Below are 14,959 nucleotides of genomic sequence, written 5' to 3' on the forward strand. Positions count from 1 at the left end.
TCCGTCGTCGGCAGCGTCAGATGTGTATAAGAGACAGCCCTATAAAAGCTCATTTGCATACTGGTTGAGTTCCAACCACAATAGGACATCGTCCCCGTTTACTCGCGACCCATGCAACGTCTTCATACGTACCCCGACATCCGCGCAATGTTTCGCCGACTCCTGATTGCCACCGTCACCGGCGTGCTGGCCGCGCTGGCCGTTGCGGTGTTCCGCCACAGCATGTACCTGCTGGAGTGGCTGCTTCTGAGCAATGACAGCGGCAGCCTGGTGAATGCCGCCGCGTCGCTCTCCCCCTGGAGGCGCGCGCTGACGCCCGCGTTGGGCGGGCTGGCTGCCGGGCTGTTGCTCTGGGGATGGCAGCGCCTGAACGCCCAGCGTCCCCACGCGCCGACCGATTATATGGAAGCGCTGGAGACCGGCGACGGTCAGTTTGATTACGCCGCGAGCCTCGTTAAATCTCTTGCTTCGCTGCTGGTCGTTGCCAGCGGAAGCGCCATCGGCCGCGAAGGGGCCATGATCCTGCTTGCCGCCCTCGCCGCCTCCTTTTTTGCCCGGCGCTTTACGCCCAAATCGGAATGGAAGCTTTGGATCGCCTGTGGCGCCGCCGCCGGGATTGCCAGCGCCTACCATGCTCCGTTAGCCGGAAGCCTGTTCATTGCAGAGATTCTTTTTGGCACGCTGATGCTGGCCTCGCTCGGCCCCGTGGTGATTGCGGCGGTGGTGGCGCTTCTTACGACGCAACTCCTGGCACCGAGTGCCGGTACGCTCTACGAGGTCCATCTGAGCGGCATTCTCACCGCGGCAGATTATGCCCTGCTGGTCGCGATGGGGCTGCTGGCAGGTCTCTGCGGACCGCTGCTGATGTGGCTGATGGCGTTCAGCCACGGGCTTTTCCTGCGTCTCAGGCTTTCGCCTCCGTGGCAGCTGGCGCTCGGCGGCTTGATTGTCGGGCTGCTTTCTCTTTTGACGCCGAAGGTTTGGGGGAACGGCTACAGCGTGGTTCAGGCTTTTCTGCTCGCCCCGCCGCTGCTGTCGGTGATTGCCGGCGTGTTCATCTGTAAATTGCTGGCGGTGCTGGCAAGCAGCGGTTCGGGTGCGCCGGGCGGGGTATTTACGCCTACGCTGTTTGTCGGTATGGCTACGGGGATGCTGTTCGCGCAGCTTTTCGCGCTGTGGCTGCCGGGTTCTGAGACGGCCATGTTGCTGGGGCTGGCCGGGATGGCAACGCTGCTCGCTGCGACCACGCATGCACCCATTATGTCGGCGCTGATGGTCTGTGAAATGACCGGGCAGTATTTTTTACTGCCCGGTTTACTGGTCGCCTGCGTGATAGCGTCCGTACTGTCGCGGACGTTACGCCACGACTCGATCTACGGTCAACACGCCACCGAGGGCAGAGAGATCGATGTACTGCGCTAGCTCGCGCTGCTCGGCGCGAGGCAGATAAGGCAGCTCCCCCACCAGCGGGCCAGGCAGTTTGGTGCTCAGTACGTCGATGATCTCCGCGTAGTGCGCGAGGCCTGGATTAATACGGTTTGCCACCCAGCCAGCCAGCGGCAGGCCGTCATTGGCAATCGCCTGCGCCGTCAGCAGCGCGTGGTTGATACACCCTTCCTGGATCCCCACTACCATCACTACCGGCAGCTGCTCCTGCACGACCCATTCAGACAGCGGGCGTAAATCATTCATCAGGCTGCGCCAGCCGCCCGTTCCTTCGACGACTACGTGATCGACCTGCTCACTCAGGTTCGCCAGCCCGTCGGATAACAGGGAATAATTGATCGGGCCGCTGTGCGCCACGCTGCTTTCATCTTCGCTTAACGCAATGGGATTGACCGCGTGGTAAGGCAGTTCCAGCGACGAGACGCTTTGCAGCACCAGGGCGTCTTTATTTCGCAATCCCTCTGGCGTCTCTTTACTCCCTTTTGCGACCGGTTTGTACCCAGCGACGCGTTTACCGCTTGCTGTCAGAGCCTGCAGCAATGCGCGGGATACAACGGTCTTGCCGACAGAGGTATCTGTACCAGTAACAAAGAAACGCTTAAGCATGACTCACTCCACCTCTTGGGTATGCTTCGAAAATATCAACCAGGTAAATAATTCAGTGGAGGAAGTCTACGGGATGCGTGCGCTACCCGGCTTGAGATAGCGCAATTTTTCTTACATCTGCGGAAAAGAGTTAACCCTGTAACAGGCGGATAAGCAGCGAGCCGTTGTACATGGCATCTTTGACCAGCGCCGCCCCGGCCATCGTGCCCTGGTTGGAAAACTGGGTACTTTCTACCGCAATATTTCTGCTGTAGGCAGGAAGCGACTGCTGCTGAATACAGGCCGTAATCGCCGGAAAAAGGATCTCCGCCGCCTGGCTGAGCGGTGAGCCGATCAGGATTTTTTGCGGATTGAAGAGGTTCACCATAATCGCCAGAATGCGGCCTACGTTATTACCCACCCCGGTAATAATGTCCTTCGCCAGCAGATCCCCCTGACGCGCGGCGGCGCAAAGGGAATCCACCGTTAAGGGTTGGCCGTGAAGCGAGGAGCTCATGGACTGACTGAGCCTCACCTGCGCCAGTTCGAGCACGCTTTCCACGCTGGCGATCGTCTCCAGACAGCCGTGGTTCCCGCAGTAGCAACGCTTGCCGTACGGGTCGACCTGGGTATGACCAATTTCCACCAGGCTGCTGCTCCCGGCGTGGAGAAGCCGTCCGTCGGTGATCACCCCCGCCCCGACGTTATGGTCGATGACCACCTGAATGACATCCCGCGCACCGCGCGACGCGCCAAACAGCGCTTCCGCCATCGTCCAGGCGCTGATGTCGTGCTGAATATAGACCGGCACGCCGGTATGGTTTTCCAGCACTTCGCCCAGCGGCATCTCTTTAACATCGTCGTAAAACGGCATGCGGTGAACAATACCATTTTCGGTATCAATAATGCCGGGCATGGTGATGGCAATCGCCGTTAAGCGTTCAAGCCGCTGCTGATGGCGAATAAAGAAGCGATCGATATGGGAGACAATCGCATCGAGAAGTGGTTCCTCGGCGTTGAGCGGCAGCTCAAGCCGGTCTTCCACCACCAGCTTGCTGCTCAGATCGCGCAGCGCAAGGAAGATCTCTCCGCGGCTGATGCGCAGCGAGAGGTAGTGCCAGGCTTCCGTCTCGACCACCAGGCCGACCGCCGGACGACCACGGCTGCCCGGCTCCTGAATTTCCGTCTCCTGGACCAGGTGCGCTTCCAGCATTTCGCGGACAATTTTGGTGATACTGGCAGGTGCCAGCTGTGCCAGGCGCGACAGATCGATACGCGAAACCGGACCAAGCTGATCAATCAGGCGATACACCGCGCCAGCATTGGTCTGCTTAATCTGATCAATATGCCCTGGCTGACTATCAGCAACCACCTCGTACTCCCTTATTTTCGAGCTTCGAAATAAACTGTTGGCTATGGTGAAGCACTTCCATGGGTGTCGTCAAATATTTACTTAGCCTTGTGATTTACCGCACATTTTTACCCGTTTTCCAGGGAAATATCAGACCGCGGAAGCCTGGATTAATCGCTGTTTGAAGCGCTGGGCAGCATGACTCTGTTCGCGATGTTTTGACCACACCAGCCACATCTCTGAAACGGCATCCTCCTCGGCGATAGCAACCCAGCGCATCTCGCGCAGCTGTACCCGCTTAAAGGAGGCCGGGAGTATCGATACGCCCAGCCCGGCGGCGACCAGGCCGATAATGGTCATCGCCTCTCCCACTTCCTGGGTAATGACCGGCGCCAGATCGTAGCGGCGCATCAGCCCCAGAATATCGTCATACAGGCCCGTCCCGACCTGCGGGTCAAAAAAGACAAACGGCTCTTTTGCCAGCTCCGCCAGCGAAACCGCCGGACGCGACGCCAGCGGGTGATCGTTCGGGATCATGGCCATCAGCGGTTCGCGCAGGATAACCTCCCACGCCAGCGTGTCCGGCAGCTGGGTATTACGCATCAGCCCCAGATCGAGCGCACCTTCGTTAAGCGGCGCAATCTGCTCGCGGGTATTAATTTCGCGCGTCTGAATATGCACGTCCGGAAAATGACGGCGGAAGGACGAAAGCGTCTGCGAGACGGCGCTGATAAACGGCGCGGACGATGTAAACCCGATCCGCAGCTCCCCGGCTTCCCCAAGATAGAGCCGTTCCGCCCGGGCAGCGGCGTCGTCGACCATGCTCAGAATTTGTCGGCTGTCGATCAGAAACTGCTTACCCGCTGCCGTCAGGCTCACGCTGCGGTTGGTGCGGGCCAGAAGACGCGCCCCGACCTGCTGTTCGAGGATTTGAATCTGCTGGCTTAAAGGCGGCTGAGAAATGTTCAGCCGTGCCGCCGCGCGGCCAAAATGCAGTTCCTCAGCGACGGCGACAAAGTAGCGAAGATGACGCAGCTCGATATTCATATTTTTAAAGTATCATTTGAGATTATTAATATATTAGACAGAATATTTACATTTTCCTACCCTGAACGTGTGGTCATACCCGTCACCAGAAATCACGGGGATGTTTAAGCAAGGAAACTGTGTGAGTCGTACATCTACCATTGATATCGAGCCGGCCAGAGATATTAATGATTTGCCTGTAGCATCGCAGCCGGTTAAGTTCATCAAACGTGGTACCCCCCAGTTTATGCGCGTCACGCTGGCGCTCTTTTCCGCCGGTCTGGCAACGTTTGCCCTGCTCTACTGCGTTCAGCCGATCCTGCCGGTTCTCTCCCACGAGTTTGGCGTATCGCCTGCCAGCAGCAGCGTTTCGCTTTCCATTTCAACCGGGATGCTGGCAATTGGCCTGCTTTTTACCGGCCCGCTCTCCGACGCCATTGGCCGTAAACAGGTGATGGTAACCGCCCTGATGCTGGCCTCGGTCTGTACGTTACTCTCGACAATGATGACCAGCTGGCACGGCATTTTGATGATGCGCGCGCTGATCGGGCTCTCGCTCAGCGGCGTGGCGGCAGTCGGGATGACCTATCTCAGCGAGGAGATCCACCCGAGCTTCGTTGCCTTTTCGATGGGGCTGTACATCAGCGGGAACTCGATTGGCGGCATGAGCGGGCGTCTGCTGAGCGGGGTATTCACGGACTTCTTTAGCTGGCGCATTGCGCTGGCGGTGATCGGGTGTTTTGCGCTGGCATCGGCCCTGATGTTCTGGAAAATCCTGCCAGAATCGCGCCATTTTCGCCCGACGTCTCTGCGTCCGAAAACGCTGTTTATCAACTTCCGCCTTCACTGGCGTGACAAAGGTTTACCGCGACTGTTTCTGATGGGATTCCTGCTGATGGGTTCCTTCGTGACGCTGTTTAACTATATTGGCTACCGCCTGATGCTCTCGCCGTGGCATCTGAATCAGGCCGTTGTGGGTTTGCTTTCCGTGGCCTATCTCACCGGTACGTGGAGTTCGCCGAAAGCCGGGGCGATGACGGCACGCTTTGGCCGCGGGCCGGTGATGCTGGTGTTTACCGCGGTGATGCTGCTCGGCCTGCTGCTGACGCTCTTCTCCTCCCTGTGGCTTATCTTTGCCGGGATGCTGCTCTTCTCCGCAGGGTTCTTCGCCGCTCACTCCGTCGCCAGCAGCTGGATTGGCCCGCGCGCGCGTCGCGCCAAAGGCCAGGCATCGTCGCTGTATCTGTTTAGCTATTATCTGGGCTCAAGCATCGCCGGGACGCTGGGCGGCGTGTTCTGGCATAACTACGGCTGGAACGGCGTGGGCGGATTTATCGCGCTGATGCTCTGTGCCGCACTGCTGGTGGGCGCAAGCCTTCATAAACGCCTGAGATAATCATCCTGCGGGCTGATGCCCGATCCAGATAAACGGCACCAGCTTACTGGTGCCGTTTCACGTTCAGGAATCCCAGGCCTGCTCTATCTTACTGGCTTCAAACTGTGGAGGCGGTTTTCGGAAGCGGCGCGTGAGCCAGGTCAGGTAAAGGACACCCAGTGCCGCCCAGATGAGGCCAAGCGTCAGGGACGTCGCTTCGAGGTTGATCCAGAGCACGCCGACCGTTGCGGCACCAATGAGTGGCAGCAGGAAATAGTGGAGCCGATCTTTCCACGTTTTGTTCAGCCCCTTACGCCGCCAGAAATGGTTGTACACCGAGAGATTAACAAACGTAAACGCCACCAGCGCGCCAAAGTTGATCAGCGCCGTCGCGGTCACCAGATCAAAGTACAGGGCCGACAGCGCCACTATCCCTACCATAATCACGTTCAGGGCCGGAGTGCGCCATTTCGGATGCACGTAGCCAAACACCCGCTCAGGAAAGACGTTGTCACGCCCCATCACATACAATAAGCGTGAGACGCTGGCGTGCGAGGCCAGGCCTGAAGCGAGCGTATTCACAAACGTGGTGCACAGAAACACCGACTGGAAGAGCTTGCCGCCCACGTACAGCGCAATTTCCGGCAGCGCGGCGTCCGGGTTCTTGAAGCGCGCGATCGTCGGGAAAAAGAGCTGCATGAAAAACGAGGCAACAATAAATATCAGCCCGCCATACAGTGCGGTCAAGAAAATGGCTTTGGGAATAACCCGCGCCGCATTTGGCGTCTCCTCCGAGAGCGTGGTAACAGCGTCAAAGCCGAGGAAAGAGAAGCAGACGATAGTCGCGCCGGTAATGATAGGAAGCAGGTGCGCGTTCTCGCTGATAAACGGCTGGAGCGACCAGACGGTGCCAACCCCCTCCCCCTTGTGCAGGCCATGCACTACGAGTATGACAAACACCACCATAATGGCGACCTGCACCAGCACAAACAGGGTGTTAAAGTTGGCGACCAGGTTAACGCTCTTCAGGTTCGCCAGCGTCAGGATCGTCACAAACCCCACCACCCAGACCCAGGGCGGGACTTCAGGGAACAACGCGGAAAGGTAGATCTTCGCCAGCAGCACGTTGATCATCGGCAGGAAGAGATAGTCCAGCAGCGATGACCAGCCAACCATAAATCCTAAGTGAGGGCCGATCGATTTCTGCGTGTAGGTGTAAGCAGAGCCCGCTTCCGGGAACTGTCGCACCAGTTTGCCGTAGCTGATGGCGGTAAACATGACGCCCGCCAGCGCCAGGAGATACGAGGCGGGCACGTGGCCATTGCTGATACCGGACACAATGCCGAAGGTATCAAACACGGTCATGGGAGTGAGGTAAGCCAGCCCCATCATGACCACCTGCCAGAGCTTGAGGGAACTGCGCAGCCGGGTTCTTCCGGCCATGCGCGGCGAATCAAGAGACGTGTTAGTCGCCATAAACCATCCCCCCCATGCTTACCGTGGTTTGCAATCGCGCTGACCGTAACGCAAACCTGCTTAGCAAAGGGGGAAGTTGTAAAGAACATACGCGATCGTACCAGCGCAGCGTCTCTCGCTCGCACTCACAGCAGGCGCCTGACTGGCCCCCTTCGCCCTGCGGATAGTTGAACATCTGCATCATTTCCTACCTCGTCACACAGTGTCGTTAAGAAAGTCCCTGTGCCGCCTGCGCTCCATAACGCGACTCCCGGGAGATAGCTGGCGTGCCAGCGAACGTTTCGGCCAGGCTCCGCGCAGGCCGTTTGGTGATACATATGCGATGAAACAAAGCGGCCCCTTACCGGGGCACGTCATCAGGCGTTTTTCAGCATCCACTCAATTTCTGTTTCGGTAATCAGGCGTTCAAACTGCAGTAATTCATCATTTTTGCAGGCGTGATAGACGTGGCAGAAACGTTCGCCCAGCCGCTCGCGAAGGCTATCGTTTTGCATAAATTCCCACAGCGCATCGCTCTGACGAATCGGGAACGGCAGTCCGTCCTGCTCCAGACCGTTGCCTTCCACTTCTTCCTGCAGGGGTAAATCGTTATCCAGCCCGTGTAGAATGCCGGCAAAAATCGCCGCCATCACCAGATACGGGTTCGCGTCAGCGCCCGCCACCCGGTACTCGACCCGATGGTTATGGCGATCGCCGCAGGGGATACGCAGGGCAACGGTGCGATTATTGTGTCCCCATGACGCCTGCGTCGGTACGTACATTCCCGGCTGGAAGCGGCGGTAGGAGTTGACGTTCGGCGCCAGCAGCGCCATGGACGCGGGCATCAGATCGATCATCCCGGCCAGCGCGCGTTTCAGCAGCGCGGAATCCTCGCCGCTGGCGTCTGCGAGCACGTTTTCGCCTCGGTTGTTTTGCATGCTGATGTGAATATGCATCCCGCTGCCCGCATGCTCTTCATACGGCTTTGCCATAAACGTGGCGTGCATCTTATGTTTTTCCGCCATCTGTCTGACGAGACGTTTAAGCGCCAGCGCATCATCGCAGGCGTCGAGCACGTTTTCCGTATGATGCAGGTTTATCTCAAACTGGCCCGGGGAGGCCTCAGCCACGGCCCCGTCGGCGGGGATCAGCTGCAGCTGCGCCAGTTCGTCAATGTCGTTCAGCACGTCAGCAAAGTGGTTCAGGTTATCAACCGAGTAGACCTGGCTCTGCGTGTTGCGTACGTCGGTGCCCGGCGCGCAGGGTGGCTGCAGATAGCCGTCGGCATCGCGTTTACGGTCAAGTAAATAGAACTCCAGCTCTACCGCTACCACGGGGAACAGACCGCGCTGGCGCAGCTGCTGCCAGAGTCGGTTGAGTACGTTCCGCGGCTCAACGTCAAAGGGAGCGCCATCTTCATCGACCATGGTGAGCTGCACCTGACCAATGTATTCCGGGTCGGCGGCGGACGGCGTCAGGGTACCCGGTACCGGCACGCAGATACAGTCCGGCTCGCCGAGCTCCTGCCCCAGGCCCGCCTCTTCCACGACGTTACCCAAAATGTCCATGGCGAAAACCGATGCCGGGAAATAGCAGCCTTTTTCAAGCTTGCTCAGTCCGGCAACCGGGATGCGCTTGCCGCGAAAACAGCCGTTCAGGTCGGTCAGGAGGACATCAATAAACTGGGTGTCAGGATACTTTTCTAAATAGCGCTTCACTTCCTGCGTAAAGGCGCTGCCCCGCCTCTCATCCGTGTGCTGCACAAAGTTCTCAACTTCTACGATATTGGTTTCCATGATTTACCACCGTTTTTGGGATTTGCGTTCGCTGCTCTGGACTGTCAAATATAATGTCCACCCTATCGAATCTGTATGCAAACAAATTGTTTGTCAAATGTTAAATTAAGTTTGCAAAAGGCAGATCCCGTTGCTAGATTGAGAAAATATTGAACGAAAAGGCCGTTTCACAGGCGAGAATGGCCTAAATTTAGTCCACTTTGTGAGGGCGATCATGGAAAATATAATGAACAAGCCAGTTATTGGCGTAGTGATGTGCAGAAACAGGCTTAAGGGTCATGAGACCCAGACCCTGCAAGAAAAGTACCTGAATGCCATTATTAACGCGGGGGGCTTACCGATTGCCTTACCCCATGCGCTGGCAGAGCCAGAGCTACTTACCGCTCTGCTGCCAACCCTGGACGGGATTTACCTGCCGGGCAGCCCAAGTAACGTGCAGCCGCACCTTTATGGTGAAAACGGCGATGAGCCTGACGCCGATCCCGGGCGAGATCTTCTGAGTATGGCGCTGATTGCCGCCGCGCTCGAAAGGCGCATCCCCATTTTCGCCATCTGCCGGGGGCTGCAGGAACTGGTTGTTGCGACGGGAGGAACGCTGTATCGCCGCCTGTTCGAGCAGAACGACCTGCTTGAACACCGGGAAGATCCTGAACTGCCGGTTGAGCTACAATACGCCCCTTCTCATGAAGTTCAGGTTCAGGAGGGAGGACTGCTTTCTCAATTAATACCAGGCTGTAACACATTTTGGGTAAACTCGTTACACGGGCAAGGTGCACGAACGTTAGGACCACGGCTCCGCGTGGAGGCCCGTTCGACGGACGGGCTGGTCGAAGCGGTCAGCGTTCATGACCACCCTTTTGCCCTCGGCGTGCAATGGCACCCCGAATGGAACAGCAGCGAGTACGCCCTGTCACGTATGTTGTTTGATGGTTTTATCACCGCCTGTCAAAGCCACATTGCCGAGAAGCAACGGCTTTGACCACTACCGTAAAGGAAATGCAACTATGAGCGATGACGGACTGGCGCCAGGGAAACGTCTGTCTGAGATCCGCCAGCAATTGGGTCTCTCGCAGCGGCGTGCCGCCGAACTGTCTGGGTTAACACACAGTGCCATCAGCACCATTGAGCAGGACAAAGTGAGTCCTGCCATCAGTACGCTGCAAAAGCTGCTGAAAGTCTATGGGCTGTCGCTCTCGGAATTCTTTTCGGAACCGGAAAAACCTGATGAACCGCAGGTGGTTATTAATCAGGAAGACCTTATCGAAATAGGCAGTCAGGGGGTTTCGATGAAGCTGGTTCATAACGGAAATCCGAACCGTACGCTGGCGATGATTTTTGAAACTTACCAGCCTGGAACCACGACCGGAGAGAGGATCAAACATCAGGGTGAGGAGATCGGTACGATACTGGAAGGTGAAATAGTGCTGACCATTAATGGCCAGCCTTATCACCTGGTTGCAGGGCAGAGCTATGCCATCAATACCGGCATACCGCACAGCTTCAGCAATACCTCGGCAGGCATCTGCCGCATTATCAGTGCCCACACCCCCACCACGTTCTAATTACCACTCAGTCCCGGCGTAAGTGCGCTTACGCCGGGACAAATAAAAACGATCAATGTCGGCATTCAACGGGTTAATTCCCGGGATGCCCCACGGCTTCGTATTGCCTGAAACGGCCATGCCTTTATTTATCTGATTGCGAAAGAAAGGAGTGAATATGCATTTTCAGCACCTGACTTACTGGCAGGATAAAGCAAAAAACAGCGCCATTGAGACCCGGTTATTTATTAACGGTGCTTATTGTGACGCCGCCGATAATGCCACGTTTGAAACCGTCAATCCCGCTACCCAACAGACGCTGGCGAACGTGGCCCGGGGCAAGCAGGCGGACGTGGACCGCGCGGTTCAGGCCGCACGTGAGGTATTTGAGCGCGGCGACTGGTCACAGGCGTCTCCGGCGCAGCGCAAGGCCGTGCTGAATAAGCTCGCCGATTTAATGGAGCGCCACGGCGAAGAGCTGGCCTTACTGGAAACGCTGGACACCGGTAAACCCATCCGCCACAGCCTGCGCGACGATATTCCCGGCGCGGCTCGCGCCATTCGCTGGTACGCCGAAGCGGCGGATAAAGTCTACGGTGAAGTGGCTCCTACGGGTCCGGGCGAGCTGGCGATGATCGTGCGCGAGCCGATCGGGGTTGTTGCGGCCATCGTCCCCTGGAACTTCCCGCTGCTGCTGGCCTGCTGGAAGCTGGGCCCGGCGCTGATCGCGGGCAATAGCGTGGTATTAAAACCGTCGGAGAAATCACCGCTCACCGCCCTGCGCCTGGCCGGGCTGGCGAAAGAGGCGGGCCTGCCGGACGGCGTGCTGAATGTGATAAGCGGTTACGGCCACGAAGCGGGCCAGGCGCTGGCACTGCACCCGGAGGTCGAAGTGCTGACGTTTACCGGCTCTACCCGTACCGGCAAGCAGCTGTTGAAGGACGCGGGAGAAAGCAATATGAAGCGCGTCTGGCTGGAGGCAGGCGGCAAGAGCGCCAACATTATCTTTGCCGACTGTCCGGACATGGACAAGGCCGTGAGCGCGACCGCCGCCGGGATTTTTTATAACCAGGGGCAAGTCTGTATCGCCGGTACCCGCCTGCTGCTCGAAGACAGCATCGCCGATGACTTCCTGGCAAGGCTGAAAGCGCAGGCCCACCGCTGGCAGCCGGGCGATCCGCTCGACCCGGACAGCACGATGGGCATGCTCATCGACGCTGGGCACGCCGATACCGTCCACACGTTTATTCGCGAGGGAGCCCGGAAAGGTACGCTGCTGCTGGACGGGCGGGAACAATCATGGCCTTCCGCAGTCGGTCCCACCATTTTTGTCGACATCGATCCTACCTCCCCGCTGTGCCGGGAAGAGATTTTCGGGCCGGTGCTGGTCGTCACCCGTTTTAAAACCGAAGAGGAAGCCTTAACGCTGGCCAACGACAGTGAATACGGGCTTGGCGCGGCGGTATGGACCCGCGATCTCTCCCGCGCGCACCGCATGAGCCGCCGCCTGAAAGCCGGCTCGATCTTCGTCAATAACTATAACGACGGTGACATGACCGTCCCCTTTGGCGGCTATAAGCAGAGCGGCAACGGTCGCGATAAGTCCCTGCACGCGCTGGAAAAATTTACCGAACTGAAAACCATCTGGATTGCCCTGGAGCCTCAATCATGACCGAACATACCACCAGCTACTACGCGGCCAGCGCGAATGCTTATGAACCTTTCCCGACGCTTAACGAGTCGATCAGCTGTGACGTGTGCGTGGTGGGCGGCGGCTATACCGGCCTCTCCTCCGCGCTGCATCTCGCCGAAATGGGCTACGACGTGGTGCTCCTTGAAGGGGCGCGCATCGGTTTCGGCGCCAGCGGACGCAACGGCGGCCAGCTGGTTAACTCCTACAGCCGCGATATCGACGTGATCGAGAAAAACTACGGGCCCGATGCCGCCAAAGTGCTCGGGAGCATGATGTTTGAAGGCGGGGAAATTATTCGGGAGCGTATCCAGCGCTATCAGATCCAGTGCGACTATCGTCCCGGCGGGCTGTTTGTGGCGCTAAACCATAAGCAGCTGGAGACGCTGGAGGAGCAAAAGGCCAACTGGGAACGCTACGGCAACACCCAGCTGGAGTTGCTGGACGCCAGCGCCATCCGTCGGGAAGTCGACAGCGACCGCTATACCGGCGCGCTGCTGGACCGCAGCGGGGGGCACATTCATCCGCTGAACCTGGCGATCGGCGAAGCGGACGCCATTCGCCTGAACGGTGGGCGTGTATATGAACAGTCTCCGGTGACCGCCATTCAGCACACCAGCCCGGCATTAGTAAGCACGCAGCATGGCCAGGTCACGGCCCGCTTCGTGATCGTCGCCGGGAATGCCTATCTGGGCGATAAGATAGAACCGGAGCTGGCAAAACGCAGCATGCCCTGCGGCACCCAGGTGGTGACCACCGCTCCGCTGCCGGAAGAGGTCGCCCGCACACTGATCCCCAATAACTACTGCGTGGAAGATTGTAACTACCTGCTGGATTACTACCGTCTCACCGCCGACAACCGCCTGCTGTACGGCGGTGGCGTCGTCTATGGCGCGCGCGATCCGGACGATGTCGAACGCCTGGTAATGCCAAAGCTGCTGAAAACCTTCCCTCAGCTGGCAGGCGTCAAAATCGACTACCGCTGGACGGGCAACTTCCTGCTGACCCTGTCCCGTATGCCGCAGTTTGGCCGTCTGGACAAGAACATCTATTACATGCAGGGCTACAGCGGCCACGGCGTGACCTGCACCCACCTGGCCGGACGGCTGATCTCGGAACTGTTGCGCGGTGACGCTGAGCGCTTTGATGCGTTTGCCAATCTCCCGCACTACCCCTTCCCGGGCGGTCGCAGCCTGCGGATTCCATTCACGGCGATGGGCGCGGCGTATTACAGCCTGCGCGATCGTCTTGGCGTATGATCGTTTCGACAAAAGGGTATCTGACATGAGTAACCAGGAATTTCATCAGCGCAGACTTTCTGCCACCCCGCGCGGCGTAGGCGTAATGTGTAATTTCTTTGCCCGCACGGCGGAGAATGCCACCCTCACCGACGTGGAAGGCAACGACTATATTGATTTCGCCGCCGGGATCGCGGTGCTGAATACCGGCCATCGTCATCCTGAACTGGTGGCCGCAGTGGAAAAACAGCTTCACCAGTTCACCCACACGGCCTACCAGATTGTGCCGTATGAAAGCTATGTTTCATTAGCTGAGAAACTTAACGAGCTGGCCCCGGTGCAGAGCCCGGCCAAAACGGCGTTCTTCACCACGGGCGCGGAAGCGGTGGAAAACGCCATTAAAATCGCCCGGGCCCACACCGGCAGACCGGGCGTGATTGCCTTCGGCGGAGGCTTCCACGGCCGAACCTATATGACCATGGCCTTAACCGGCAAGGTCGCGCCTTATAAGCTGGGATTTGGCCCCTTCCCGGGGTCGGTTTATCACGTGCCGTATCCCTCCGAGCTGCACGGCATCACGACGCAGGATGCCATCACGGCGATAGAACGCCTGTTCAAAGCGGATATTGAGGCGAAACAGGTGGCGGCGATTATTTTTGAACCCATTCAGGGTGAAGGCGGATTCAACGTCGCCCCGCCAGAGCTGGTGGCCGCCATCCGCCGAATCTGTGATGAGCACGGGATCGTGATGATTGCCGACGAAGTGCAGAGCGGCTTCGCCCGTACGGGTAAACTGTTTGCCATGGAACACTACGTGGACAAGCCCGACCTGATGACGATGGCGAAAAGCCTGGCAGGCGGAATGCCGCTGTCTGGCGTGGTGGGTCGCGCCGAAATCATGGACGCGCCGGCGCCCGGCGGTCTGGGGGGGACCTATGCAGGCAACCCGCTTGCGGTGGCCGCCGCGCACGCGGTGCTGAATATTATCGACAACGAGTCACTGTGCGCCCGCGCCTGCCATCTGGGGGATCGACTGAAAGCCACGCTGGAGGAGATTCAGGGCACCTTCCCTGCGCTCGTGGCGATAAGGGGAAGAGGATCGATGATTGCGGCGGAGTTTTTTGATCCCGAGAGCCGTGAGCCTTCGGCCGCCATCGCGCAGGCGATCCAGCAAAAGGCGCTCGCCCAGGGCCTGCTGTTATTGATCTGCGGCCAGTACGGCAACGTGATCCGCTTCCTTTATCCGCTGACCATTCCGGATGCCCAGTTCAACCAGGCACTGGCGATCCTGCAACAGGTTATGCGCGATAAGTCCTGAGTGCCCACCGAAAACCGTCTCCCGGCATTCCGGAGACGGTTTCAACGGAGGAGATCGGCATAGATTTCCTCCGTGTGGGAAATGTTGGGGAATTTGCTCGGTTTCATTGTATGCTCCCTGAAACACATCCCTGGCATG

12 protein-coding genes are annotated in these 14,959 nt (G+C 58.2%); 7 read left to right on the plus strand and 5 right to left on the minus strand.

All coding sequences use genetic code 11. The features are described 5' to 3' along the window. Window positions 1–111: 111 nt before the first annotated feature. Window positions 112–1,422: a voltage-gated ClC-type chloride channel ClcB gene (gene clcB / locus HBA26_RS09360; RefSeq protein ID WP_126345656.1), complete on the plus strand. Its 1,311-nt coding sequence runs from the start codon at window positions 112–114 to the stop codon at window positions 1,420–1,422. Here the strand turns inward: clcB and bioD are convergent. From bioD to HBA26_RS09375, 3 genes are all read right to left on the minus strand, one after another. Continuing rightward, entirely contained in the window at window positions 1,357–2,052 is a 696-nt protein-coding gene (gene bioD, locus HBA26_RS09365) for a dethiobiotin synthase (protein ID WP_028012980.1), read from the minus strand. The two genes, clcB and bioD, sit on opposite strands and share 66 nt — an antisense overlap. Before the next feature lie 130 nt (window positions 2,053–2,182). Continuing rightward, window positions 2,183–3,403, minus strand: a complete 1,221-nt coding sequence (mlc, locus tag HBA26_RS09370; RefSeq protein WP_041910244.1) for a sugar metabolism global transcriptional regulator Mlc — start codon at window positions 3,401–3,403, stop codon at window positions 2,183–2,185. A 129-nt stretch (window positions 3,404–3,532) separates the two neighbouring features. Then, window positions 3,533–4,429 carry a LysR family transcriptional regulator gene (locus HBA26_RS09375; RefSeq protein WP_028012978.1) on the minus strand — a complete coding sequence of 299 codons (897 nt, stop codon included), beginning with the start codon at window positions 4,427–4,429 and terminating at the stop codon, window positions 3,533–3,535. Between the two features lie 121 nt (window positions 4,430–4,550). Between HBA26_RS09375 and HBA26_RS09380 the strand changes: the two genes are divergently transcribed. After that, complete coding sequence (locus tag HBA26_RS09380) at window positions 4,551–5,804, plus strand: MFS transporter (protein ID WP_126345657.1); 1,254 nt, start codon at window positions 4,551–4,553, stop codon at window positions 5,802–5,804. 63 nt (window positions 5,805–5,867) lie between these two features. On the opposite strand, the gene HBA26_RS09385 is transcribed toward HBA26_RS09380, so the two are convergent. Together HBA26_RS09385 and HBA26_RS09390 are read right to left on the minus strand one after the other, a co-directional pair. Next, entirely contained in the window at window positions 5,868–7,259 is a 1,392-nt protein-coding gene (locus HBA26_RS09385; RefSeq protein ID WP_126345658.1) for an APC family permease, read from the minus strand. 356 nt (window positions 7,260–7,615) lie between these two features. Further along, window positions 7,616–9,034, minus strand: a complete 1,419-nt coding sequence (locus tag HBA26_RS09390; protein WP_047075214.1) for a glutamine synthetase family protein — start codon at window positions 9,032–9,034, stop codon at window positions 7,616–7,618. A 214-nt stretch (window positions 9,035–9,248) separates the two neighbouring features. Between HBA26_RS09390 and puuD the strand changes: the two genes are divergently transcribed. The 5 genes from puuD (at window position 9,249) to puuE (ending at window position 14,821) form a co-directional block, all read left to right on the plus strand. Further along, the gene (gene puuD / locus HBA26_RS09395; protein WP_028012974.1) at window positions 9,249–10,013 is read left to right on the plus strand and encodes a gamma-glutamyl-gamma-aminobutyrate hydrolase; all 765 of its coding nucleotides are present in this window, start codon (window positions 9,249–9,251) and stop codon (window positions 10,011–10,013) included. 25 nt (window positions 10,014–10,038) lie between these two features. Then, on the plus strand, window positions 10,039–10,596 hold the full coding sequence (puuR, locus tag HBA26_RS09400) for an HTH-type transcriptional regulator PuuR (RefSeq protein ID WP_013096835.1): 558 nt from the start codon (window positions 10,039–10,041) through the stop codon (window positions 10,594–10,596). 157 nt (window positions 10,597–10,753) lie between these two features. Next, window positions 10,754–12,247, plus strand: a complete 1,494-nt coding sequence (gene puuC, locus HBA26_RS09405) for an aldehyde dehydrogenase PuuC (RefSeq protein ID WP_126345659.1) — start codon at window positions 10,754–10,756, stop codon at window positions 12,245–12,247. Beyond that, complete coding sequence (locus HBA26_RS09410; protein ID WP_126345660.1) at window positions 12,244–13,524, plus strand: FAD-binding oxidoreductase; 1,281 nt, start codon at window positions 12,244–12,246, stop codon at window positions 13,522–13,524. Before puuC ends, HBA26_RS09410 begins: the two co-directional genes overlap by 4 nt. A gap of 25 nt (window positions 13,525–13,549) precedes the next feature. Continuing rightward, window positions 13,550–14,821 (plus strand): 4-aminobutyrate transaminase, encoded by a 1,272-nt coding sequence (gene puuE, locus HBA26_RS09415; RefSeq protein ID WP_048961371.1) that lies wholly within the window; start codon window positions 13,550–13,552, stop codon window positions 14,819–14,821. Window positions 14,822–14,959: the final 138 nt, after the last annotated feature.

Origin of the sequence: Enterobacter sp. 725m/11 (assembly GCF_011683705.1) — a bacterium.
In the GTDB taxonomy this organism is placed as follows: domain Bacteria; phylum Pseudomonadota; class Gammaproteobacteria; order Enterobacterales; family Enterobacteriaceae; genus Enterobacter; species Enterobacter bugandensis.